We start from the raw sequence: 23,628 nt of genomic DNA, 5'->3' as shown, positions 1-23,628 counted from the left end.
AGATTGAGATGTATCTTATTTTTATCTTTCATCTCGGAATATCTTACTTCAACATGGCACTATGTCAAGCCCTTAAAAATCAGAATTCGCTTTCGGATGAGTCATAGCATTAATTGAGCAATCAAAAATTAGAGTTTTATACTTTGTCAAGCACTTTAAATACATTTTGAGCAGTTATTGCCATGAGGAAGATTGAGAAGTTGGTTCTCTTTACGGATTGCACAAGCCACTTTCATAGCTTTAGTTATTTTAGTATAATATAATACAAAAATAAAGTCTTCTCCACCGTAACGAGCCACTAAATCTGCATTCCGTTTAACAGCAGAACTTATTGTTTGAGCAATTTTCACTAAATAAACATCTCCAGCCATCTGACCGTAGGTGTCGTTCTAGCGCTTGAAGTAATCGACAATGTAGGGGCGAACGGTTGTTCACCCTCCAACGTGTATTGCACCCAACCAAGAACCGCTATAATAGAACTGCCCATCAAGCATAACTTAATGAACCTGTTAGCAAGCCCCTTCACTAGTTAGTAATTGAAGAATAAGTGGTGCATGGCAAAAAACATACCTAAAGATAGAGTTGCAAATAAGTAAAAATGCTGATAAGGTTTTTGATAAACAGGAGGTTGGGTGACAGATCCATTTTGCTTCAAAAGAAGCCAGACAAAAACATCTACAGAACTTCGATAAGCCATGCTGACTGATATATTACCTTTTAGCCTTGAGTTAGACAAAATTGCGATCGCTGGAACGAGTTTGTGGTCGTTAGCATTGTACTTAGCATTTTCTCCAGCCAGTGAATGGGTTATCAAGCAACTCAACAGCTGGTTTAACTTTGCGGAACGCTCACTTTACATGAGTAAATCAGAATTTGAAAAGACAAGAAAGGCGAGAGAATCTCAAAATGCCTTGTATGCTTCGCTTTTCAGCATTCTGCCTTTTTTAGTCATTGGTGCTCTATGTCACTGGGGAGTCGAAGTTGGTTTGGGTCGCAGTTGGTCAATTAGCATGGGAATACTTTCCTGTATCGGCTCTGGAGTTTACGAGATGGGGCGGCGAGATGGAAAGTCTGCTGGGGAGTAAAGAGAACAATAGACACGTAATTACGGTAGAAACAGGGAAGGTAGAACGCCCTGATAGCGAGAAAATTAAGAAAAAGATGGCACAAGCTTAGCTGGCATATCGGAACCATTTATTTATTGGTGCAGCTGTAAATCGGAAATACAAATTTAAACGAAAGTGAAATAGCTTTGGTTTAGACTTAGACTAGAAACCCCTGTCACAACGGCAATTAACCGATCTGTCTCTGCATCAAGGTATATCGCTGTTCCTTGTGGTAAACCTTCAGGAGCAGAACCCAATGTATATTGTAATACTCCTCCGTAATTCGAGTCAGCAAGTTGGATAACGTCCTGCTTAATATTGAAGTCAGTGATAATTGCGTAATCAGTAAACAATTCCTCAGCCCCAGAATAAGAAGGACCATACAAGCTTCCATCCTGAGTTCCAAGAACAAATCGGTCTTGCCCTGCACCACCTGTCAAGGTATCAACCCAATTTTCTTCCTGGAAAGGATTGAATTCAACATCACCAATTAGCACATCATTACCAGAACCACCATCTAGCAAATCACTTCCGTTCCTTCCAAACAATGTGTCGTCTCCAGATTTACCATATAAAGTGTCTGTGCCAGTAAACCGCTCATCATAACCATCTAATACGTCATTTCCTGCGCCACCATCTAGAAAGTCATCACCATTCGCGCCTACAAGGTAGTCATCACCTGCCTCACCATAGAGGAAATTGTTGAAACCATCACCTTGACGTGATGATTGAATAACTTCATAACTACCATAAAGGCGATCGTTGCCAGCACCGCCATACAGTTCATCCCTTCCGGCACCACCCTCTAAAAGATCGTCACCAGAACCGCCATCTAATAAGTCATTGCCAAAAAGGTTACTATTTCCTGACAGGGGATCTGCCCAAGGGGAATCGCCGCGTAAGATATCGTTTCCCGGTCCGCCTTCTAAAACATCATCACCGTAGCCATTGCTGTAGTACTCCTCTCTAAATTCAAATTCACCCACTCCACTTGAAATAGCTTCGCTCTCACTATAACCTCCCCATAAAAGATCGTCTCCCTTACCACCACTCAAGAAATCTTTTCCAGCACCGCCCTGCAAGATATCATTATCAGAGCCACCGTATAGACTATCTCGTCCCTCTTGGTTAAGTTTGAGAATATCGTCTAGATTTCCGTAAGGCTCAAGCAAGGGATCGCCTTTTAAATTATCTTCTCCTGAATTACCATCAAGCCGATCGCTACCCTCACCACCATTGAGTTCGTCGTTTCCTGCCTTGCCTGATAATCTATCGTCTCCTGCTAAACCATCAATTACGTCATTTTCTGGAGTTCCATTTAAATTCTCACTGTTTAGAGTACCAGTAATAACCGCCATAGTTTTTACTCTCCTAAAACTCGAATTTGTATTACTTCATACTTTAACTATAATTATTATTAATAATGAAATCATCAATTCTTCATAGTTAAGTTTTTAAGGAGAAATAACGTGCCTTTCTCCTAACTTAGTGGGAGTGAATAAAAGCAAGTATGTTTTTTGGAATGTAAAAATAGATCGAACCGTTATCAATGACTCATAAAAAAGAACTACCACTTATTTATACAGAGCTATTTACTTGCTATCCGTATAATTTCTTCCCCAACTAATGCTGCTAATTTCTCGGCTGCACCGGATTCACCTCTGATACTTTGTAACTTCGCTCTTATTTCTACTAGTTTTTCTGGATGATTCAGAAAATCTAAAACTATTTCCCCGACTTCCTGAGGCTGAAGTTTTCCTATAAGTTCTGGTACGATCATTTCTTTTGCCCAGATATTTGGCCAAGCCAACAAACCCAAACGTCTTAATGCTAACCAGTTAATTAACTTGGCAAAACTAGAACCAAAAAACGGCAAATTTGCCAACAACCCAGGCAAACCATCCCAAGAACGCATGGCATCTAGCTGTTGTGTTGGTAGCAAAACAATCATTGGTATAGCTAAGGCACCGAGTTCAGCAGTATTTGCACCCACAGTCGTTAAGCAGATGCGGCACTGGGATAATACGCCGTATGCTGGTGTTTCAGTCAAAAGTTCGACACACAAGCCTGTTTCTGTTTTCAGTACCGGATATTCTAAGCGATCGCTATGTGGATTATCAATTGTTGAGTGTTGAGTACTGAGTGAAGCACCACTGAAACCAAAGGTATGAACAAAAGAGTTTTTCTGAGGGTCGGCAAAACTTGCTAAAGTTTGCACATCCAAAGTCGGTGCTACAGGAATTACAAATTTTGTTTGCGGTCTTTTAGCCTTTACGTATTCTGCAATTGCCAGAGTTAAAGGTACTCCCTGTGTGAGTTTTGCCGCCTTCGATCCGGGAAGCAAACCAATCAATTCCGTGGGAACTTGGGAGAGAGGGAGAGAGGGAGTGGGAGAGGGAGGGAGGGAGTGGGGGGTTTTAGTTTCTTCTAGCTGGGCTTCTGCCATCAAATCTCCTACCACAGTAAATTTATGAGCATATTTATGAGGGACACGGGCTGAAACTTCGGGCTTCATTACGCCAAAACGGTCAATCCATGCATGCCACCGTGCTTCCCATTCTGCATAAATAACGGTGTGGTAACCCAGCCTTTTGCCAATCGCAACTGGAAAAAACTGATCTCCGCCCAGAAAAACAACGACACCGCGCTTCCGCCAGTCCCAATTTTCAACGGTTTTTCCCCAAAGCAAAAACTGCCAAAAATGTTCTGCCGATTGAACCCTGTCTACTTCAGGATATGAACGAGCTATATCTGCTTCTTTTCCACTAGAGTTTGGACAAGGCGACAAAATGATGGAAATCCGAATTTGGCTTCGGTCATTTCCCAGTTGTCGCCGCAATTGCTTAACCACTGGGCGTACCCAAGTTGTAATTTCCCCAGGACCGTTTGAAAGAATCAGAATATCAGCGGACATCGGTAGATAGTGGTTAGTGGTTAGTTAGATAGTGGTTTGTTATTTTAGGGACGCAATGTTTGAAGCGTCTCTACATTAGTCATGATTTAAGCGCTCGTTGTTCCGTCGTTGATTTCTAATTTTTATAGTTATATAAGAATAAAAAAATAAAGTAATATAAGTTTAAATAAAGACTGTCTGAATTTTTAATTATCATTTTTGTAAAGGAACAATTTGTTGCGAAAAATTTACAAATAAGTGAGTGTATACTTCGGAAAGTTGTCAACAATTTTTACAAAATATTTCATTTTTTATATCGTTTTGTGTCAGATGGGCGACAAAATGCCCACAGAGTAAGCGTTTTCTGGTAAAAAACTCATATTGCCGAATATGAAAACTGACTATCGGCGATTTTTGCCGAATAGTTTTTTTTAGAAGAGAACACGCATCAAAGGAGCCTAGGAAGCATGTTCACCCACGTCAAGTCCACCATTAGACATATTGCCCCAGATCGATTGCAAGGGCGTCACTTAATTAAGGTGGTCTATGTCGTGTTAGAGTCCCAGTACCAAAGTGCATTGTCACAAGCGGTTCGGGCGATTAACGAAAACAATCCCAATCTGGCGATTGAAATCAGTGGTTATTTAATTGAGGAACTCCGCGACCAAGAAAACTACGAGGAGTTCAAAAAAGATATCGCAACTGCTAATATCTTTATTGCATCACTGATTTTTATAGAAGACTTAGCCCAGAAATTAGTAACAGCAGTAGAACCACATCGCGATCGCCTGGACGTAGCCGTTGTGTTCCCCTCAATGCCCGAAGTGATGCGCCTAAATAAAATGGGCACCTTCTCCTTGGCACAGTTGGGGCAATCTAAAAGTGCAATAGCACAGTTCATGCGAAAGCGCAAGGAAAAATCTGGCGCGGGTTTCCAAGATGGGATGCTAAAGCTGCTAAGGACGTTGCCGCAGGTACTTAAATACCTGCCAATGGACAAAGCGCAAGACGCACGAAATTTTATGCTCAGCTTTCAACATTGTAGCTTCTGTGCTTTTCGCCGAGATGAAACAGAAGATGGCGCTTACTGGTTAGATTGGGCACATATTTTGGAAAAGGCAACAGATGCCGTACAACGAGGTGCAACCGAAATTTGCATGCAGGGGGGTTTGAATTCAAAAGCCAAAGTGAACGGCAAATCTTTGCCCTACTACCTTAAACTTGTAGCAACCATAAAGCAGCAATTTCCCAAGATTCACCTACATGCTTTTTCTCCTCAAGAAGTGCAATTTATAGCAAGAGTGGATGAGTTGGAATATGCTGATGTTATTCTAGCTTTACAAGAAGCTGGTGTTGATTCCATGCCAGGAACAGCAGCCGAAGTATTAGATGACGAGGTACGGCGTATCCTTTGTCCGGAAAAAATAGATACAGCTACTTGGTTGGAAATTGTCACAACCGCTCACAAACTAGGTTTGCATACCACTAGCACAATGTTATCGGGACACATTGAGACACCAGAACAACAGATAGGGCATTTGGAAAAATTGCGAAATCTTCAACAAACCGCCATTCAGCGGGAATATCCAGGTTGCATAACGGAATTTATATTATTACCTTTTGTTGGTCAAGAAGCCCCCAAGCCTTTACGTCGCCGTGTGGGACGCGATCAACCTGTTTTGGCAGACTCATTGCTTCTGAGTGCTGTGGCAAGGATTTTCTTGGGAAACTGGATTCCCAACCACCAACCGAGTTGGGTAAAACTGGGACTAAGCGGTGCAACAGAAGCCTTAAAGTGGGGTTGTAATGATATTGGTGGAACATTAATGGAGGAACACATCACGACAATGGCAGGTGCTCAAGGTGGTACCAATATGGAAGTTGAAACTCTACAGGCTGCGATCGCTAACCTTGGTCGTCCTTACCATCAAAGAGACACTCTCTATAAGTTAGTTGTTAATGGTTAGTAGTTGATAGAACAAGCAGCAACTAAGCACTAACTACTAACCATTAACCATTCATTTGATCCCCAAGATACCAATCCAGGATACGATGGACGTTGATTTAGGTATAGTTTCACTTTTTGCATATGAAGCGCTATTGGTCACGTCTACTTGCCCTGGTTTTGGTAGTCGTTGTCGGTCTTGTGGGCTGTTCTTCTAACGATCCTGGTGCTTTAACAGGGGATTATCGCCAAGACACCTTAACTGTGGTTAGTACTTTAAGAACTGCCTTAGGTTTATCAGAAGATGTAGCAGAAGATAAAGCAGCTGCTCAAGCAGTTGCCCGTCAAAAGATAAATGAATTTGCAGCCCGCTATCAGCGAGATCCTTCAGTTACTGGCTTGAGTTCCTTTACAACTATGCGAACAGCACTGAACTCTCTGGCAGGACATTATAGTTCCTATCCCAACCGTCCCGTACCGAAAAAACTTAAAGATCGTCTAGAACTGGAGTTTCAACAGGTTGAATCAGCACTGAGGCGTGGGGCTTAAGTGTGATTTTCCACGCAAAGCCCGTAGTCCGCAGTCTAACGAAAACCGTCACCAGTACTTGAACCGCAGCGATCGCCCAGTCACGCTTTCTACCAAATCGTGGCTGGGCAATGTTTTACTCTGAGTTGATGACAAAATTCGGCAACAGAAATAGAAATTTATCAGTCTAAGACGTGTGAACTTTAAAGCAAGACCATCTGTGGTACGGATGAAACTGCACAATAACGTTATTCCTCGGGATGTACTACCAAAAACTTAAGATTCTGGTTGCAGTCCCAGGTAGTGGGCAAGTGCAGTTAAAAATACTTTGACTTTTGTTTGGGATATTATCCCAAACCGAAAATTGTTGTATATAATTTCCGACGTTACTATACCACAGTGTAATTTATTTAACCTGAATTGAGTATAGATTCCCAGAGCTAGCTATCTGACTTTTACATATGTCCAAACGTCCTTTGAATGCTGTAAAACCAATGTTCTTTTGGCAACGCCTCCTAGCGGCTGCTGTTTTTAGTAGTGGATTGCTGAGTCCTTGGTTTGGGAATCAATCAGCAGAGGCACAACTAACCGAATATTGCCAGCTATCACCAGAGGCGGCGCAAGAAAAAGAAAACTTACGTTTGTCAGCAATCAGAGGCAAACAAGAGTCAAAAAGACGTTACCAGCAACTGCTACAGAAACAAGCACAAGCTTTACAGGAATGCCGAAATCGCAATTGGCCCCAGATTCAAGCAATTTGGCTGCGTTTGTATCCTTGTGATGCCCAACCCGGAGCGATCGAGCAAGTAATGGATCGAATTGTGAATCGGGGCTATAACCAAGTTTATTTGGAAGTCTTCTACGATGGGCAAGTACTGCTACCATCGGGGGCTAACCCCACAGTTTGGCCGTCAGTAGTTCGCACACCAGGGACACAAAAGACTGATTTGCTTGCCGAAGCTATTCAAAAAGGTCGGGAACGCGGTCTCAAGGTTTATGCTTGGATGTTTACAACCAATTTCGGTTACACTTACGCCCAGCGCCCAGATAGGCAAGAGACAATAGCCCGCAATGGCAAGGGTCAAACGAGTTTATACGTTGTAGATAACAATTCTCAAGTATTTATCGACCCCTACAACTTACAAGCAAAACGCGACTACTACCAAATGTTACAGGAAGTGTTGCGCCGCCGTCCGGATGGAGTGCTATTCGACTACGTGCGTTATCCACGGCAGGCTGGCAGCGATTCAATCGCCACCAAAGTCACAGATTTATGGTTGTATAGTGACGCCACCCAACAAGCTTTATTTCAAAGGGCATTGAATTACAAGGGGCTGGATTTAATTCGGCGTTTTTTAAGTAAGGGATACATTACAGCTGGTGACATTGCTCAAGTCGATCAAGTCTATCCTCAAGAAGGAGAACCATTGTGGCAGGGGCGTACATCAGCTACAGAGCAAAAGTCGATCGTTCCCCCAGAGCAAAGGCAACCGCAATTGCAATTTGAGTTGTGGCAACTGTCAGTTGCCCATGCAATGCAGGGCATCCTAGATTTTGTCAATTTAGCTGCATATCCAGCACAACAAATGGGTATTCCCGCTGGGGCTGTGTTTTTCCCCGATGGGAACCAAATGGTTGGTCGGGGTTATGATTCCCGCTTGCAGCCTTGGGATAAATTCCCCAGCTCCCTAGAGTGGCATCCCATGTCTTATGCAAATTGCGCTAATGCTGATTGTATTGTGAGCCAAGTACAACGGGTGTTGAACGTGGCGCAACCAGGAACTCAAGTGATTCCCGCTTTAGCTGGAAGGTGGGGAGAATCAGTTACCAATCGTCCACCCCTAGAAGTGCAAATGCAAGCGCTTCGCCAAGCTACCCCGCAACTCAAAGGAGTTAGTCATTTTGCCTATTCTTGGCAAGACCCAGAACATGACAACGATCGCAAGTTTTGTCGGTTGAAGTAAGGAGAAAAGCCTGCAGGTTTCTAACCTGTAGGCAGCTAGGCACGAAATGAAACTAAGCGGAAATTTTGCGATCGCTCCGCTTTGAATTTGGGAACCCTAGAAAAAAGAACAGTTCCCAAAATCTTTTATGTCGCAAAAGAATGAAACAACCATTCTCCTATTAGCTGTTGTAATAACAGCAGGGCTTGCAGGATGTGTTATTTGGTGGTTCACTCAGAACTTTGGTGTAACCAGTATATTAAACTCCAACAATGATGATTCTAGTTCTAATCCTGTTGACAGTCAGAACCACACTACCCAGCTTCAGACCTTTGACCAAGTAAAAAATGTTCCTAGTGGTTTAATTAGCTATGGTGGTAGTACTAGCTGGGCACCGATTCGTAGGGATCTAGATCCGGAAATTCAACGTGTTTGGTCGCAATTCCAGCTACGTTACACAGATCCAGAAAAGGAAGCTCCCAGCTCTACAACAGGTATTGCTATGTTGCTAAAAAGCCAACTGGAGTTTGCCCAAGCTTCTCGACCCGTAAGCAATAAAGAGTATGAAGAAGCAGGAAAAAAGGGAATTCAATTGAAAGAAATTCCCGTGGCTATTGATGGACTGGCAGTAGTTGTGAATCCAAATTTGAACATTTCCGGTATAACTATTAATCAATTTGACGACATATTTGCAGGCAAAATTACAAATTGGCAGCAAGTTGGAGGTCAGGATTTAAAAATTCAACCCTATGGAAAAAAGGGAAGGGATACTGGCAAACACTTTAAGTTGGTGGAAACGACAACTGAAGCTGTACGAAAAGTTGCTGGAGATCCTGGCGGAGTTTACTGGGCAGCCGCACCTTTATTAGTTCCACAATGTACTGTAAAACCAATACCAATAGGTCGTGACTCCCAAAAATTTATTCCCCCTTATCAACCTCCTTTGTCTTCAACATCTCAATGCAGTCAATACGGAAGAAAAGTAAATATAGATGCCATTCGCACTGGAGAATATCCTTTAAGCCGCAGATTAGTTGTAGTCATAAAACAGAATGGACGATTTGAGCAACAGACAGGTGAAGCTTATGCCAACTTGTTGTTAACGGTACAGGGACAAAGGATGATTGCCAAAGCTGGTTTTGTGAATATTCGCTAGGGGAAATTATTATTTAAAAAGTGCTTTATAATACAACAAAGTACTATTTATCGAAAGAAAAAAAAGCTAAAAGCATAGAAAAATAAGTCAATTTAAAAAGAAATGCCAAAAGTATAAAAAAATATATCAATTAATTTTACAAACAATAAATATTATTATTTTCTTGGAATCGATTCCAGATTAAAAACACAGGGGAAAACGTCGTGGAAGAAAATCTGGAGCAGTTTGTGGTTGACGAAATTTCCATCGCTGATGATGAAAGTTCCTTTGGTGAGGATTCTGCCTTTGAAAGTGGAGATGCCTTTACTGGGGATATCACTGGAGATGGCAGCTTTGCTGGTGGCAATTCCTTCACCGGTGGCGGGAACTCCTTTGGAGGCGGCAACCCCTTTGGAGGTAGCGGGAACTCCTTTGCTGGTGGCAACCCTTTTGGAGGTGGTGAAATCTCCTTTGGAGGTGGAAACTTCGGTGGTGGCAACCCCTTTGGAGGTGGTGAAATCTCCTGTGGAGAACGAGAAAAAGCTTTATCTACTCGTTTGGAAACATCTTGCAGCGTTTGAGATGGAACGCAAGAAAAATTTAGCAATTCGCCAGAAGAAGCAACTTTTATGAAGTCTTCCTTAATAACAGGTAGTTGTTTCTTTTGAGAATAAAAATCTGGATTATTTCGTAATTGAGGTAATGGACAACTGATTATTGAACAAGAATTAATACTATTGCGGTTATTTTCCCACCAATCAAATCTGTCTCCTAGTTGCTTGTTGTACCAGTACCTACAAGTTCTCAACCATTCATTTAACTCAAGTTTTTGATTTGTGTTTGGGTCAACTCGATACTGATAGTTAAGCAACATTTTTCATCACTTCCTCTTCTCCACCCATGCTAGCATATTGGTGACAACATTGGGTTAACAAATATGAAAACAACTAGATTAAATGTTCGGATGTCAGAGAGGAGATTAAATAAACTGAGGCGGCTTTGGACGTTATCTGGCACGTGTTTTGCCTTATCGTGGTATTCTTATTCAGGCAATAGCAATTAACATCGCCATTGGGCTCCTCTCCCTCGCCTCCCCCTTGATGATGCAGCTCCTTACCGATGATGTCCTGGTGCGGGGAGATACTCAACTGCTGACAACTGTAGCAATTGGGGTAATTCTAATGAACTTAATTAGAAGTGCCATTGGCTTGGTACAGTCCCACCTTATCGGTCACTTTGGTCAGCGGCTGCAATTAGGTTTAATCCTGGAATACGGGCGAAAACTTTTACACTTGCCCCTGGAGTATTTTGAAGGACGGCGGAGTGGCGAGGTGGTTAGCCGCATTGCTGATGTTAATGCCATCAATGCCCTAGTTTCCCAAATTGTCCTCGGTTTACCCAGCCAATTTTTTATCGCCTTGGTTTCCTTGGGTTTTATGCTCTTCTATAGCTGGGAGCTTACTGTAGCTTCCTTTGCCGCCTTTGTTATTGTCACCTTCGTCAACCTGCTTTTCCTCCCCGCCTTACGCCAGAAAACTCGCACCACGATTGTCCTTGGTACAGAGAACCAAGGCTTTCTGGTGGAAACCTTTCGCGGTGTCCAGGTTCTTAAAACCACCTCTGCTACCCCTCAAGCTTGGCAAGAGTATCAGGCCAATTTTGGCCGTCTTGCCAATTTAGGCTGGACTACGATGAAACTGGGACTTTACAGTGGCACACTCACTGGTCTTATTTCTACTTTCACTAGTATTGCTCTACTTTGGTTGGGTTCGTACTTGGTGATTCATCAAACCTTTTCTATTGGTCAGTTGCTCGCATTTAGCGGCATGAGTAGTAACTTTCTCGGCTTCCTGGGTTCAGTTATCGGGTTAGTTGATGAGTTTATCACTGCCCAAATTGTTATCCAACGCTTGACAGAAGTCATTGACGCTACCCCAGAAGACGATAATGATGTCAAAAAGCCTTGGGCAGAAATTAAGGGGAATGCAGACATCACTTGCACGAATCTCAACTTCCACCATGCAGGTAGAGTTGACCTGCTGCAAGATTTTTCCCTCACTATCCCAGGTGGCCAAGTTATTGCTTTGATTGGTAAATCTGGTTGTGGCAAAAGTACTCTCGCCAAACTGATTGCTGGTTTATATTCTTCCCAGTCTGGCAATATCCGTTATGGTATGTACAATCAGCAAGACCTTTCGTTGGAATGTCTGCGACAACAAGTGGTGTTAGTCCCGCAAGAACCCCACTTCTGGAGTCGCTCAATTATCGACAACTTCCGCTTCAGTTATCCGAATATCAGTTTTGAACAAATTGTTGAAGCTTGCCAAATAGCTGGTGCAGATGAGTTTATCAGTAAATTGCCCGATAAGTATCAAACCGTCTTAGGCGAATTTGGTGCAAATCTTTCTGGAGGTCAAAAGCAAAGATTAGCGATCGCCAGAGCAATCGTCACTGAACCGCCCATACTTATTTTAGATGAATCCACGGGTGCCCTCGACCCTGTAAGTGAAGCCGAAGTACTAGATAAATTATTATTCCATCGACAGGACAAAACTACAATTATGATTAGTCATCGTCCCAAAGTCATCGGGCGAGCTAATTGGATTGTACTGCTTGAAGAAGGACGCTTGAAAATTCAAGGCACTCCAGAGGAACTACGTCATCTTCCCGGTACACACTTAGACTTCCTAGATGATTTTTTCCTACCCAACAATGGTTTGGTATTGAAATCTTCAATAGCTGAATCCAATGGTAAATCCACTGCAATGAGTAGATAAGATTATCATGCTAAGTCACTCCAACTCTGAGTTTCTGCCCCAAATTCAAGAAAACGAATTTCTGCCACCAATTAGTTGCTGGACAACCTTCGGCGGTTTGTTTATCCTTTGTGTTCTTGGATTAGCTCTCCCAGTTGCTGGTGTTGTCAAATATAAAGTGACTGTTAAAGGACAAGCTGTGGTTCGTCCAGCTGGCGAGCTGCGAATTGTTCAAGCGCCAACTGAAGGTTTGGTGATGCGCGTTTGGGTTAAAGAAAATCAAGCTATTAAAAAAGGCGATATCATTGCCAATATTGATGACTCTCGTTTTCAAACTAAAAAAAGTCAACTGCAAAGCAATATCCAGCAGTCTCGATTACAATTGGTTCAAATCAATGCCCAACTCGATGCTATCCATAGCCAAATTCGAGCCGAAAGCGATCGGAGTAGCCGCGTTATTGCTGCAGCCCAAGCTGAATTGAGCGGTCGCACTCGCGAATATCAAGATAAAAAAATTACTAGTCTGACTGAGGTTCAAGAAGCCGAGGCAAATGTGAGAATAGCTCAGAAGGAATTGCAAAAAGCTTTTGCAGATTTAAGGTCAGATCGAGCAAAATTAGGGTCTACTCAAGCCACTCTCACAGCAGCTCAATCAAAGCGGGATCGATATCAGAAAGTAGCTCAACAAGGAGCGCTTTCTGTGGATCAATTCGAGGAAGCACAACTGGCTGTTAATCAGCAAGAACAAGCAGTTGAGTCACAAAAAGCAGCAATTGAGGCACAGAAACAAACTATTGAGCGCCTAAAACAAGCGCTTGTTGCTTCTGTAGTTAAAAAGCAACAGGCAATGGTTTTCCTTAATCCTGCTAACGCAGAAGTTGCGATCGCTACACAACGCATTGCCCAAGAAAAAGCTAGCCTTAAAGCTAATGAAGCTGCATTAGACAAAGAACGTAAAGCTCTCATCCAACAACAGATTGAAATTCAGCAAACAATTAAGCGCGACATCAGTGAACTCCAACAAGTGAACATCGACCTTACCCAAACCGCCATTACTGCCACAGCAGACGGTATCATCTCTAAGCTCAATCTGCGAAACTCTGGTCAAACTGTGCGTTCTGGAGAGGAAATAGCCCAGATTGTCCCTAGTGATGCTCCCTTAGTAGTCAAAGCATCTGTGGCATCGCAGGAGAAAAGCAAGTTGAAGGAAGGGCAAAACGTACTAGTGCGTGTTTCTGCCTGTCCTTATCCAGATTACGGAACTCTTAAAGGTAAGGTTAAAACAATTTCCCCAGATGCTTTCGTCCCTCAAGCAAATGGTACGACTGGGGTTGCTCCTACAACAACAAGCCAAAAGCCAGCTGATGTTGGTGCCTTTTATGAGGTAACAATTGAGCCAGAAAGTCTTTCTTTACATCAAGCCAAAAAACAGTGTTCCGTCCAATTGGGGATGGAGGGCACAGCTGATATTGTTTCCAGAGAAGAGACTGTACTGCAATTCTTTCTCAGAAAGGCAAGGCTAATCGCGGACTTTTAAGTACGTTCAAAGAGCCCTTTTGAACAGTTATGTGCAATTGTGGGAGAGTCAAAATTGGCGGGCGCTATGCTTACAGAACAGGTTAAAAAGAAATTCAAGGGTGGAATTCAATGGTTAGCCTGGTCAGGAATTTTAGCTACACTTAGCGCCGGGGGCTGGGTAGTCTATCTCCAGACTCAGAACCAACCAGCAAAGTCAGTGGCGCTGTCTGTTATCGCTGTAGAACGCGGTAATATTGAAACCACTATAAATGAGAGTGGCACCCTTGAACTAGGTGGTCAACAAACCCTCAAGTCCCCAGCAGAAGGAGCGGTTGACCAGGTGCTAGTGCGGCTTGGCGACCAGGTCAAGTCCGGTCAGCAGCTGATTATTCTGCGTAACCCTGAACGCCAAACTATCCTGACTAACCAGCAGTTGCAAATTCAAAAACAGCAACTCACTCTAGTACGTAACCGTCAGAAAGTTGTCGAAGCTGAGGAAAAACTAAAAGCAGCTAAAGGGGAAAACCAGACTAACAAGCAGTTGCAAATTCAAAAACAAGAACTTAATCTAGCACGTAACCGTCAGAAAGTTGTCGAAGCTGAGGAAGAACTAAAAGGCGAGGAAACGAAACTCCAAGAGCTTGAGGCTTTGGATCGAAGGGGCTTCATTCCCAAAAATGAACTTCGGACACAGGAAGAACAGGTTCGCCGTGCGAAAACTGCCTTGTGGGAAGCGAAGTTAACTGTCAGCAGCGATACCATCGAACTCCAAAACCTCCAGCTTGAGCAACAAAATACGCAACAGCAAACGCGGGATAAAGTTATGCAGGCTGAATCTGCTCTGTGGGACGCTCAGTTAGCGGTCAGCAACGATACCCGCGAACTTCAGCGTCTTCAACTCGAGCTGCAAAAAATCCAGCAACAACTCCAGAATAACGTTGTGACTGCGCCAATTAATAGTAAGGTCCTCGACATCAAAGTCAAGGATGGGGAAGGGGTTCAAGTGCGTACTGACCTGCTCACCCTGGGCGACCCCACCCAAGAACTGGTGTCGCTCCAGCTTTCCACCCTCAACGCGGCTAAAGTTCGGGTCAACCAGTTAGCTCGCATAAGTGTCATCGGTCCCAATGCTCAATCATTTGAAGGACGGGTGCAAAGCTTGTCTCCCATAGCAACCACTTCTAGTGAAAACCAAAGCCAAAGCACCAGCCAACAATCGGGGCAAGCAACTGTATCTGCAAAAGTGCGACTTAATAAGCCTTCCCGCAAGCTAATTCCTGGCAGCCAGGTCAATGTCGAAATTGTTTTGCAACAACGGCAGAACGTGGTGGTTTTGGACACGGAGGCAATTCAGCGCTCTGAAGAAAAGCCTTTCGTATTGGTGCGGGATAAACAAGGTAAGGCTCAGAAGAAAAACATCACTCTGGGGCTAGAGGGGTTGACTAATGTGGAGGTAATCTCTGGTCTGCGCCCTGGTGAGCAAGTGGTGCTGCCCTCAACTGATTCCAAATCGGAACCAGGAACGCCGAGCGTTCTCCAAGACAACTCAACAGAAAGTAACAGCGAATAGTATGAGTCTCACACCTTTTGACCTACTAACTTTAACTTCCCGCTCTTTAAGCGGCAACCCCTTGCGTTCTACCCTAACCACCCTAGGCGTTTTCATAGGTGTAGCAGCGGTAACCGCGACGCTTCAAGTTGGTAGCATTAGTCGGGCAGTGATTGCCCGTCAAATGGCAGGGCGAGATGCCCCTCAGGCCGTAATATACCCAGAGTCACGACTTCTTCAGCTAGAAGACATGAAATTCTTGCAAAAACGGCTCTCGGGCTTACAAGCAATCAGTGTGTCCAGTTCTCCAACTTCTTCTCAAACTTTATTTCAAGATGAAGAAGCGAAGAATTCTTCGATGTTAGGTGTTTCTCAAAATTTCTTGCTCACATCAGGTAAGCAATTAGTGAAGGGACGGTTTTTCACAAGAGCAGATTTTTCCAACTATCGACCTGTGGTGGTCATCGATCAATTTCTGGCGGACAAACTTTTTAAAGGTCAAAAGCCAATGGGTAAGCGCATTTATGTCGATCGCTACCCCTACATCGTTGTGGGGGTGGTAAAGACTAATCCCGGTAACAACGAGACACCTGAAGGTCAGTTACTGATACCGATATCGCTTTTCAACGCTTTAATGGGTAGTCAGAATATTGGAACTATTTGGATGCGCTCATTTATGGAGAAGAACAAAACCCAACACAATCGCTCATTTATGGAGAAGAACAAAACCCAACACAATCGCTCATTTATGGAGAAGAACAAAACCCAACACAATCGCTCATTGTCGATCTACAGCAAGGCTCAACCTACAATTCATCTTAACTGAATCCTATTGCATTTTAACTAAATCAATAAAGATGAAAAATTCTAAACTTTAGAGCGATCGCCTCTACTTCTTAAGAAAGTTATCCTAATTAGCTTTCTCTACCTTTGGAAAGTTGTATGTAAATTTAGGAAAAGATTAACTAATAGATAATAATAGAATCTTTTAACTTTCTAAATAGACTGTTTCATTTTTATTCTCTTATAAGAGAAAGACAGCGTTTCTGTTGGGAAGCAATGTGTATTTGTACTTGTTTGTTTAGTGACAGCCATTTGGAACTAAACCTGCTTCTTTTCTTGCTTTTAACGAAGTAAAGTTTTTTAAAATTTTGTATCAACAAAAGCAAGATTGCAGGTAAACAACAAATCCTATTTAGAGAGTTAAATATTTTCTATTTGCTAGCAGTTCATGACCATCTTCATTCACAATGTTGTACCACAAGCCACTTAATAAAGTGCTAAACTTCTTACGAAAACAAGGTTTTTTGCGTATGGGAGTTTTCCTGGCACTGGTATTTGGCATCATATTATACAGTTGGGTAGCGCTCTCACAACAGCCAGTTGTTTTGAACATATTGATGGCTGCCCCTGATACCCCACCTTGGAGACAGTACTTAATTAGAGACTTTGAAGCCAAACATCCCGGCATTCGCATTAACATCATTGAGGGACCAAATGCGACTAATTTGCTAGAAGACTTATACACTTCTGCTTTTATCTTAGGTGAATCTCCTTATGATTTGATATACATGGATACCATCTGGGCACCAAAATTTGCAGCGGCTGGATGGTTACTACCTTTGGACGATCGCATTTCCAAGCAGGAGTTGACAGCATTTTCGTCCAAGGACGTAGAAGCGGGACGTTACCAAGACAAGTTATACCGAATTCCCATGCGTTCTGATGTGGGAATGCTCTACTACCGACAAGACTTGCTCAAAGAAGCGGGATTCAAACCACCCGAAACCTTTGAAGACTTAATGCGAATTTCCCAAGCCTTACAGAAAAAAGACGAGGTAAATTGGGGTTATGTTTGGCAAGGTCGCCAGTATGAAGGATTGGTGGCAATGTTTGTAGAAGTTCTCCAAGGTTCCGGTGGCTTCTGGATTAATCCTGACACGGGTGAGGTAGGGCTGGATAGACCACAAACTCTCAAAGCGATAGAATTTCTGCGTAGTACAGTTAGGGAGGGCGTTTCTCCTCCTGGAGTAACGACCTATGTAGAAGAAGACACCAGGCGTATGTTCCAAAGCGGTCAAGTAGCGTTTTTACGGAGTTGGCCCTATGTTTGGACTCTAGCCAATGAAAAAGGTTCGCCAATCCAGGGCAAAATTGGTATTAAGACGATGGTTCATGCTTCCGGTACCAATGGGGGGGCTTGTCTTGGGGGCTGGGGTTTGGGAATTGCCAAATCTTCCACATATGCTAAGGAAGCATGGGAAGCAATTCAATACTTCACCAGTGAAGAAGCACAGCGCCAATTCATTTTGAGTGCAGGTTACGTTCCAAGCCGACGTTCGTTGTTTACAGACCCAGAAATTGTAGCCAAATATCCCCACTATCCCGAGTTGCTGAAAGTGGTGGATAATGCAGTCTTACGCCCACCAGTTGCTCAATATGCTCAAGCATCAGATATTTTGCAACGCTACTTGAGTGCAACACTCAGCGGTCGGATAAGCCCCGAACAAGCAATGCAGGCTGCTGCTAGTGAAACACGCCGACTGCTAAGAGTTGGACAAGGCTAACTATATCCGTTAAGAGTAAACCTTTATGAACTTGCATACGCTCCAAGGTCGGCAACAGAGAACGGCTTGGATTTTACTAACACCAGCATTGCTGCTGCTGTTGTTTATATTTGCCTACCCGATCGCACGCGCATTTTGGTTAAGTGTATTTACTAGGAATTTGGGAACGGAATTACAACCCGTATTCTCTGGTTTAGACAATTATGCACGGATGATGGGGGATGGTCGTTTTTGGCAGAGTCTCTGGACAACAACCGTGTTCACAACAGCATCCGTTGTTTCGGAACTATTACTGGGATTGGGAATTGCCTTAGTTCTAAATCAGGCGTTTTTTGGACGGGGAGTCGTGCGTACCATCGCCATTTTACCCTGGGCGTTGCCTACCGCTCTGATTGGTCTAGCATGGGCTTGGATTTTTAACGACCAATTTGGGGTTGTCAACGATCTTTTGCGGCGATTGGGATTGATTGAAACTGGGATTAACTGGTTGGGAAATCCAACACTGGCGATGATAGCAGTGATTTTTGCCGATATTTGGAAAACAACACCCTTTATTAGTATCCTGCTACTAGCTGGCTTACAGTCAATTCCTCAAGACCTTTACGAAGCTCATTCAGTTGATGGCGCAACACCTTGGCAAAATTTCTACAAAATTACTTTGCCACTGCTGCTACCGCAAATCCTGATTTCAGTGCTATTTCGATTTGCTCAAGCTTTCGGGATTTTCGATTTGATTGCGGTCATGACTGGGGGTGGTCCCGGTGGTGCAACCGAAGTGGTGTCGCTGTACATCTACTCTACCGTGATGCGTTACCTAGATTTTGGATATGGGGCAGCCCTCGTAGTCGTAACATTTCTAATACTAGTTGCAGCAGTAGCGATCGCTAGTTTCCTACTTAACAGATCCCGCGCCCGGTCATCAGGAGCCGTTTAACCCATGACTGCAGTTCGAGAAATTCCACCAAGGACTTCAAAACCATCAAAGAAAGCAATCCCTTGGAAAAAAATCTTGCTACCGATAGCAATTGCATTAGTAGTACTGTTCAGCCTAGCACCAGCCCTATGGCAACTGCTGACCTCCTTCAAGGTAAATCAAGACATTGCCGCCATTCCTACCGTCTATTTCCCCACGCGATACACTCTCGCTCACTACATTGAATTATTCGTCCGCCGTCCATTTTGGCGCTACATATTCAATAGCGCTTTCGTCTCCATTACTTCCACAGCTCTTGCCCTGGCGATTGGAGCACCTGCTGCTTATGCCCTCGCACGGTTGCGTCCTTGGGGTGAACGAGTTATCCTTGCAGGCGTCTTGATAGTAACCTTATTTCCTGGGATTCTCCTATTTATAGGGCTGTTAGAAATTATCCAAGCACTAAGGCTGGGTAACAACTATTTGGCGTTGATATTACCTTACACTGCAATCAATTTGCCGCTAACGATTTTAGTGTTGAGAAGTTTTTTCCAGCAATTGCCCAAAGACTTAGAAGATTCAGCAAGGGTCGATGGCTACAACACCTTTCAATTGCTGTGGCAAATCGTGCTACCCATGACCCTTCCCGCCCTAGTCACTACCGGGATTCTCGCCTTTATTTTTGCTTGGAATGAGTTTATCTTTGCTCTCACGTTTATGACTCGTGAAGAATTAAAGACAATTCCCGTAGCCGCTGCCCAGTTGGGTGGTGCCTCAATCTACGAAATTCCCTATGGCCCCATTGCGGCTGCCACTGTTGTAGGAACTGTACCCCTAGTTCTACTAGTTTTATTCTTCCAGCGCAGGATTGTTCAAGGTCTGACTGCTGGTGCTGTCAAAGGGTAAATTGATGTAAGTAAGTGTAAGTAAGTAGGATGACACAAATAAAGTTAACTCATGAGGGTCGTCCTTAGTCCTTAGTCCTTTGTCATTAGTAAGGATTTTGGATCGGTTGACATTTCGTAACACAGTTCTATTTATTTCTGTCCACTTACTTATTTTGATTTTCAACAATGCCCTACAGCCAATTTACTCTTAAAAAACTGGTCAAAGACTTTAACTTAAAAATTGAGGAAAACGTTGTGCTTTTCCCAGAAATTACACCAGTACAACCGTCAGATTTTCTCGTTCAGTTACTAGAAAAAACTGTGCCTTTGGCTTTAGCTACGGATACAGAAAAATCTAGGTCTGAGATGATTGTTTTCCCGGTACTACTAGAGGTTAAGGAGCAAAAGCGCAACGAGATATCACTGTTTAGCGGCAACGATTTCACAGTCGAGCCGAATATTGGGCTCAATGGTAATCCAGACTTTTTGATTAGTCTTGACAAAGAACAATATTTCATTGCTGCCCCAGTAATGACGATTGTTGAAGCGAAAAACAACAACCTCAATAGTGGATTGGGACAGTGTGGTGCAGAAATGCTAGCTGCTAAAATTTTCAATGAAAATGAGGGTAAGGATGTACTCGCTATTCACGGTTGTGTTACGTCGGGAACAGCTTGGAAGTTTTTGCGTTTGGTTGGCGACATTTTGTACATCGATAAGTTAGAAGTGCCGCTATTTCCATGCGAGCGCTTGCTGGGAATTTTCTTATCGATTCTGAAATAAACTTTCTTTGAAAATAGGCGATCTGCCCTCCGGGCAGGAGCGAAGCTATCGCGTTTGTACAGTTGTTAATTCAAAATTAAAAATCGAACAATGCCTAAACTTGTACTGAAAAACTTAAACAAAACCTACACCCCCAAAGTTATTCCGGTAAAAGATGTTAGCTTAACCGTGGATGATGGAGAGTTTCTCACTTTATTAGGTCCCTCTGGATGTGGTAAATCCACCACATTGCGGATGATTGCAGGTCTTGAAGAACCGACTCGCGGTCAAATTACAATTGGAGACGTGGATGTCACCTATAAGCGACCCGCAGATCGCAACATTGCAATGGTGTTTCAAAGTTATGCCCTTTATCCCCACATGACAGTGTATAACAACCTTGCATCCGGGCTCAAACTGCACCGCACACCACCTGCAGAAATTAAAAGCCGAATCGCAGACGTTGCCCATATTTTAGGATTGGAAGACTTATTGAACCGCAAGCCCGGTCAACTATCTGGGGGACAACGGCAGCGAGTTGCGGTAGGGCGAGCACTTGTACGTCGTGCTAATGTGTACCTGTTAGACGAACCCTTAAGTAACTTAGATGCACTGTTGCGCGAACGAGTGCGTGCAGATATCAAGCAACTATTCGCCGCTCAAAACGTTCCCGTTGTTTATGTGACCCACGACCAGACAGAAGCGATGACACTTTCCACTAAAGTAGCTTTGCTAAATGATGGTCATGTCCAGCAACTTGACCCACCCGATCGCATCTACAACCATCCAGCCAACTTATTTGTCGCTGGATTTGTTGGCAGTCCCCAAATGAATTTACTGACACTACCCTGTAAAGGAAGACACGCCATGCTGGGGAATTTCCAAATACCTCTCCCAGATTTACCAACCGTACCACCTGAAATTGTCCTGGGAATCCGTCCGGAAAACGTTCGTATTCCAGAAGCCAAAGAGACACAAACTATTAGAGGGCGAGTGTTTCTCGTGGAAAACTTGGGTATGCACTATTTAGTCGCATTCAGGTAAGATAAATTAGGACGATAAGCAAAACTTGCAGCCGAAAATTTAGCATCCATTAATGGATAAAGTACATTTAATAAAGCCTGTTGGACAATTCTGTCGCGGACTGTAGGGATTTTTAATTCTCTTTGAGAACCATTTTTTTTGGGAATAATTACCTGCTTGCAAGGCAAAGGTTAATAAGTTCCATTGCTAACTGCATTGAGCAATTGATAAATATTAATAGTTTGGTTGCTAGCAAAACTATCAATGGTTTCCCCATCTACACCTGCGGAACCTCGATTTTCTGCTACTTTTTCCCAAGCGCGTTGAAAATTCCCTAAATTGAGAAATTCATTTACTATTCTATCCATAGGAACTTTGATGAAAATTTACTTTTGAATATAGTTCCTATTTGGAAAGGGTACTTTCCTCGCAGTTTACCTTAATTCAAAGAGAGTTAATTACTGACATAGTGGCTGTATTGAAGCGATCGCACTCCGAGTGCAACCCTGAGACCAATTCACGAAATTCATGATACATATGCAATGGTGGTAGGGGTGCAATGCCTTGCGCCCTTACAACAGCTGTACCTCAGTTAGTTACAATCTGCAAATCATTGAGTGTTCCGGAAACAGCTTCTAGAATCAAAAGCTTATCAATTCTACGTGTTAATTCCTCATCGGTGATTGCTCTTCTGGAGAGGTCTATTGTTGCTCGAAAACTAAATTTGATCGGGGTCAATATTCAACTCACGTAATTTGGCAGCCAGTTTTTCAGCCCGTTGTGCTTCTCTGTGTGCCCGTTGTGCTTCGGCTTGTGCTTGCTGTTGAGCTATTTTGACCTGTTCTTGGGGTGTTGGATATCGCTGTTGGTGTTCGTCGTACCAATACAGCCACTCGCGAGTAATTCCACCATAACTTCCACGAGCACAACCAATCCCCAACATGATTTCTGGCATCCAAACTGGATTTCCCTGCTGTAATACGTACTCACCGTTTATTAGTTTATGTACTTCTAAGCGAGGTTTGCGACGGCGGCGCGATGAGTAAATGACATAGTAGAGTACGCCTAGCGTTGCATACTCATCTTTTTTGGCACTGTATTCTTTACGATAAGTTTGGGATACGACTTCTAAAGCTAAAATTGGTACTACATTTTCATCCCAAAGTGCATAACTAGGACGTAACTCTTCATCATAAAATCTTTCAACACCCAAACTGAGAAATCCATCCGGTACTATTGGCGGTTCATCTGGGTGAATATAAATCCCCATATCAATGCCGAAAAACCAGTCCATCCGCTCTGACCAAAGCATCAGCAGGGTAGCTTTTAATAGTCCTGGTAATAATTCTTGCAGTTCGTTATCCACAGGTGTTTCGTCCGAGTCGGGCAGTTCTTCTGCCGAAGGTAGATATCGCGGCAATTTGTACTCTAGCATGGCGGAGTATCAAGTTTGGTTTGGGGTTCTAAAATTATTTTAGATGCTTTAATTGCCATTCGATAGATAAACACACCACACCAGATATTAGATCTTTTTGTTAAAGCGAATACTAAAGATTGCAGGTCATCAGAAATTGTTATTATTATGATGAGCCGTGAGTCTGGCGTTTAAGATTTAAGTTAGTTCCTATTTGGAAAGGGTACTTTCCTCGCAGTTTACCTTAATTCAAAGAGAGTTAATTACTGACATCTTGCACCTTCGATTGGGAGGGCTGGTGGGCGGTGCCTATGAAAGAATCAGCTGGTGGGCACTGCCCATTATACGAAAGAATCAGTTGGTGGGCAGTGCCCACCCTACGAAAGAATCAGCTGGTGGGCAGTGCCCATTCTACGAAAGAATCAGTTGGTGGGCGGTGCCCACCCTACTACGAAAGAATCAGAACGATCGCATTTTGCCACTTAATACATATATTCATTACCGCAGGCTAGTGAACATCTTCGACACTCCTAACTTCCTGTAGCATTTCTAAAAAATATTGCAAAAACAGGATGCTCGCGATCGCACTTTAGTTGTTTTTAATATTTAATAAATTACGTACATTTACTTAGATAAATTTCCTATATATAGTTTTGTCTATACTTATAATTAAAAAATAAATCAGGGAA

At 43.2% G+C, this 23,628-nt stretch carries 20 protein-coding genes and 4 pseudogenes; 17 read left to right on the top strand and 7 right to left on the bottom strand.

The window, feature by feature from the left end:
• Positions 1–155: 155 nt before the first annotated feature.
• A pseudogene (locus ACYRY3_RS06680) lies at positions 156–377 on the bottom strand (diguanylate cyclase); the annotation flags it as partial.
• 318 nt (positions 378–695) lie between these two features.
• On the opposite strand from ACYRY3_RS06680, the gene ACYRY3_RS06675 reads away from it, so the two are divergent.
• Entirely contained in the window at positions 696–1,085 is a 390-nt protein-coding gene (locus tag ACYRY3_RS06675) for a hypothetical protein (RefSeq protein WP_460200916.1), read from the top strand.
• Positions 1,086–1,231: 146 nt separating this feature from the next.
• On the opposite strand, the gene ACYRY3_RS06670 is transcribed toward ACYRY3_RS06675, so the two are convergent.
• Both ACYRY3_RS06670 and ACYRY3_RS06665 read right to left on the bottom strand, forming a co-directional pair.
• Positions 1,232–2,464 carry a calcium-binding protein gene (locus ACYRY3_RS06670; RefSeq protein WP_460200915.1) on the bottom strand — a complete coding sequence of 411 codons (1,233 nt, stop codon included), beginning with the start codon at positions 2,462–2,464 and terminating at the stop codon, positions 1,232–1,234.
• Positions 2,465–2,694: 230 nt separating this feature from the next.
• Positions 2,695–4,020 carry a glycosyltransferase family protein gene (locus ACYRY3_RS06665; RefSeq protein WP_460200914.1) on the bottom strand — a complete coding sequence of 442 codons (1,326 nt, stop codon included), beginning with the start codon at positions 4,018–4,020 and terminating at the stop codon, positions 2,695–2,697.
• 446 nt (positions 4,021–4,466) lie between these two features.
• On the opposite strand from ACYRY3_RS06665, the pseudogene ACYRY3_RS06660 reads away from it, so the two are divergent.
• The 6 genes and pseudogenes from ACYRY3_RS06660 to ACYRY3_RS06635 all read left to right on the top strand — a co-directional run.
• Positions 4,467–5,039, top strand: a pseudogene (locus tag ACYRY3_RS06660) (DUF3479 domain-containing protein); the annotation flags it as partial.
• Positions 5,034–5,966, top strand: a pseudogene (gene cofH, locus ACYRY3_RS06655) (7,8-didemethyl-8-hydroxy-5-deazariboflavin synthase subunit CofH); the annotation flags it as partial. The pseudogenes ACYRY3_RS06660 and cofH, both read left to right, overlap by 6 nt.
• Before the next feature lie 122 nt (positions 5,967–6,088).
• A complete protein-coding gene (gene psb27 / locus ACYRY3_RS06650; RefSeq protein WP_460200913.1) occupies positions 6,089–6,493 on the top strand; it encodes a photosystem II protein Psb27 in 405 nt (134 codons plus the stop codon).
• A gap of 440 nt (positions 6,494–6,933) precedes the next feature.
• The gene (locus tag ACYRY3_RS06645; protein WP_460200912.1) at positions 6,934–8,436 is read left to right on the top strand and encodes a family 10 glycosylhydrolase; all 1,503 of its coding nucleotides are present in this window, start codon (positions 6,934–6,936) and stop codon (positions 8,434–8,436) included.
• Positions 8,437–8,563: 127 nt separating this feature from the next.
• Positions 8,564–9,571, top strand: coding sequence for a PstS family phosphate ABC transporter substrate-binding protein (locus ACYRY3_RS06640; RefSeq protein ID WP_460200911.1), 1,008 nt, complete (start codon positions 8,564–8,566; stop codon positions 9,569–9,571).
• A gap of 203 nt (positions 9,572–9,774) precedes the next feature.
• The gene (locus tag ACYRY3_RS06635; RefSeq protein WP_460200924.1) at positions 9,775–10,131 is read left to right on the top strand and encodes a hypothetical protein; all 357 of its coding nucleotides are present in this window, start codon (positions 9,775–9,777) and stop codon (positions 10,129–10,131) included.
• A gap of 170 nt (positions 10,132–10,301) precedes the next feature.
• Here the strand turns inward: ACYRY3_RS06635 and ACYRY3_RS06630 are convergent.
• A pseudogene (locus ACYRY3_RS06630) lies at positions 10,302–10,424 on the bottom strand (helix-turn-helix domain-containing protein); the annotation flags it as partial.
• A gap of 148 nt (positions 10,425–10,572) precedes the next feature.
• Here ACYRY3_RS06630 and ACYRY3_RS06625 point away from each other — a divergent pair.
• The 9 genes from ACYRY3_RS06625 to ACYRY3_RS06585 all read left to right on the top strand — a co-directional run bounded on the left by ACYRY3_RS06625 (position 10,573) and on the right by ACYRY3_RS06585 (position 21,546).
• The gene (locus ACYRY3_RS06625; protein ID WP_460200910.1) at positions 10,573–12,327 is read left to right on the top strand and encodes a peptidase domain-containing ABC transporter; all 1,755 of its coding nucleotides are present in this window, start codon (positions 10,573–10,575) and stop codon (positions 12,325–12,327) included.
• Positions 12,328–12,334: 7 nt separating this feature from the next.
• Positions 12,335–13,843, top strand: coding sequence for an HlyD family efflux transporter periplasmic adaptor subunit (locus ACYRY3_RS06620; protein WP_460200909.1), 1,509 nt, complete (start codon positions 12,335–12,337; stop codon positions 13,841–13,843).
• Between the two features lie 66 nt (positions 13,844–13,909).
• On the top strand, positions 13,910–15,394 hold the full coding sequence (locus ACYRY3_RS06615; protein ID WP_460200908.1) for an efflux RND transporter periplasmic adaptor subunit: 1,485 nt from the start codon (positions 13,910–13,912) through the stop codon (positions 15,392–15,394).
• Position 15,395: 1 nt separating this feature from the next.
• Positions 15,396–16,199: an ABC transporter permease gene (locus ACYRY3_RS06610; protein WP_460200907.1), complete on the top strand. Its 804-nt coding sequence runs from the start codon at positions 15,396–15,398 to the stop codon at positions 16,197–16,199.
• A gap of 487 nt (positions 16,200–16,686) precedes the next feature.
• Positions 16,687–17,940, top strand: coding sequence for an ABC transporter substrate-binding protein (locus ACYRY3_RS06605; protein ID WP_460200906.1), 1,254 nt, complete (start codon positions 16,687–16,689; stop codon positions 17,938–17,940).
• A 25-nt stretch (positions 17,941–17,965) separates the two neighbouring features.
• Positions 17,966–18,874 (top strand): carbohydrate ABC transporter permease, encoded by a 909-nt coding sequence (locus ACYRY3_RS06600; protein ID WP_460200905.1) that lies wholly within the window; start codon positions 17,966–17,968, stop codon positions 18,872–18,874.
• Positions 18,875–18,877: 3 nt separating this feature from the next.
• Positions 18,878–19,759 (top strand): carbohydrate ABC transporter permease, encoded by an 882-nt coding sequence (locus ACYRY3_RS06595; protein ID WP_460200904.1) that lies wholly within the window; start codon positions 18,878–18,880, stop codon positions 19,757–19,759.
• Between the two features lie 167 nt (positions 19,760–19,926).
• Positions 19,927–20,523: a hypothetical protein gene (locus ACYRY3_RS06590; protein ID WP_460200903.1), complete on the top strand. Its 597-nt coding sequence runs from the start codon at positions 19,927–19,929 to the stop codon at positions 20,521–20,523.
• A gap of 90 nt (positions 20,524–20,613) precedes the next feature.
• Positions 20,614–21,546 carry an ABC transporter ATP-binding protein gene (locus tag ACYRY3_RS06585; RefSeq protein WP_460200902.1) on the top strand — a complete coding sequence of 311 codons (933 nt, stop codon included), beginning with the start codon at positions 20,614–20,616 and terminating at the stop codon, positions 21,544–21,546.
• Here the strand turns inward: ACYRY3_RS06585 and ACYRY3_RS06580 are convergent.
• From ACYRY3_RS06580 to ACYRY3_RS06570, 3 genes are all read right to left on the bottom strand, one after another.
• Positions 21,525–21,713, bottom strand: coding sequence for a hypothetical protein (locus ACYRY3_RS06580; protein ID WP_460200901.1), 189 nt, complete (start codon positions 21,711–21,713; stop codon positions 21,525–21,527). The genes ACYRY3_RS06585 and ACYRY3_RS06580 overlap by 22 nt on opposite strands.
• Before the next feature lie 3 nt (positions 21,714–21,716).
• On the bottom strand, positions 21,717–21,893 hold the full coding sequence (locus tag ACYRY3_RS06575) for a hypothetical protein (protein ID WP_460200900.1): 177 nt from the start codon (positions 21,891–21,893) through the stop codon (positions 21,717–21,719).
• A gap of 350 nt (positions 21,894–22,243) precedes the next feature.
• Positions 22,244–22,960 (bottom strand): Uma2 family endonuclease, encoded by a 717-nt coding sequence (locus ACYRY3_RS06570; RefSeq protein ID WP_460200899.1) that lies wholly within the window; start codon positions 22,958–22,960, stop codon positions 22,244–22,246.
• A gap of 253 nt (positions 22,961–23,213) precedes the next feature.
• Here ACYRY3_RS06570 and ACYRY3_RS06565 point away from each other — a divergent pair, with 253 nt between their 5' ends.
• Complete coding sequence (locus ACYRY3_RS06565) at positions 23,214–23,483, top strand: hypothetical protein (protein ID WP_460200898.1); 270 nt, start codon at positions 23,214–23,216, stop codon at positions 23,481–23,483.
• The last annotated feature ends 145 nt before the right edge of the window (positions 23,484–23,628 follow it).

The organism is Scytonema sp. NUACC21, from assembly GCF_054684315.1.
This window is presented reverse-complemented; position numbering and strand designations above follow the sequence as displayed.

Excerpts from the sequence above, each read along its gene's own strand:
- psb27 (WP_460200913.1), top strand. The coding sequence starts at position 6,089 with ATGAAGCGCTATTGGTCACGTCTACTTGCCCTGGTTTTGGTAGTCGTT.
- ACYRY3_RS06670 (WP_460200915.1), bottom strand. The coding sequence starts at position 2,464 with ATGGCGGTTATTACTGGTACTCTAAACAGTGAGAATTTAAATGGAACT.
- ACYRY3_RS06665 (WP_460200914.1), bottom strand. The coding sequence starts at position 4,020 with ATGTCCGCTGATATTCTGATTCTTTCAAACGGTCCTGGGGAAATTACA.
- ACYRY3_RS06610 (WP_460200907.1), top strand. The coding sequence starts at position 15,396 with ATGAGTCTCACACCTTTTGACCTACTAACTTTAACTTCCCGCTCTTTA.
- ACYRY3_RS06645 (WP_460200912.1), top strand. The coding sequence starts at position 6,934 with ATGTCCAAACGTCCTTTGAATGCTGTAAAACCAATGTTCTTTTGGCAA.
- ACYRY3_RS06595 (WP_460200904.1), top strand. The coding sequence starts at position 18,878 with ATGACTGCAGTTCGAGAAATTCCACCAAGGACTTCAAAACCATCAAAG.
- ACYRY3_RS06590 (WP_460200903.1), top strand. The coding sequence starts at position 19,927 with ATGCCCTACAGCCAATTTACTCTTAAAAAACTGGTCAAAGACTTTAAC.
- ACYRY3_RS06605 (WP_460200906.1), top strand. The coding sequence starts at position 16,687 with ATGGGAGTTTTCCTGGCACTGGTATTTGGCATCATATTATACAGTTGG.
- ACYRY3_RS06620 (WP_460200909.1), top strand. The coding sequence starts at position 12,335 with ATGCTAAGTCACTCCAACTCTGAGTTTCTGCCCCAAATTCAAGAAAAC.
- ACYRY3_RS06570 (WP_460200899.1), bottom strand. The coding sequence starts at position 22,960 with ATGCTAGAGTACAAATTGCCGCGATATCTACCTTCGGCAGAAGAACTG.
- ACYRY3_RS06615 (WP_460200908.1), top strand. The coding sequence starts at position 13,910 with ATGCTTACAGAACAGGTTAAAAAGAAATTCAAGGGTGGAATTCAATGG.
- ACYRY3_RS06585 (WP_460200902.1), top strand. The coding sequence starts at position 20,614 with ATGCCTAAACTTGTACTGAAAAACTTAAACAAAACCTACACCCCCAAA.
- ACYRY3_RS06575 (WP_460200900.1), bottom strand. The coding sequence starts at position 21,893 with ATGGATAGAATAGTAAATGAATTTCTCAATTTAGGGAATTTTCAACGC.
- ACYRY3_RS06600 (WP_460200905.1), top strand. The coding sequence starts at position 17,966 with ATGAACTTGCATACGCTCCAAGGTCGGCAACAGAGAACGGCTTGGATT.
- ACYRY3_RS06675 (WP_460200916.1), top strand. The coding sequence starts at position 696 with ATGCTGACTGATATATTACCTTTTAGCCTTGAGTTAGACAAAATTGCG.
- ACYRY3_RS06640 (WP_460200911.1), top strand. The coding sequence starts at position 8,564 with ATGTCGCAAAAGAATGAAACAACCATTCTCCTATTAGCTGTTGTAATA.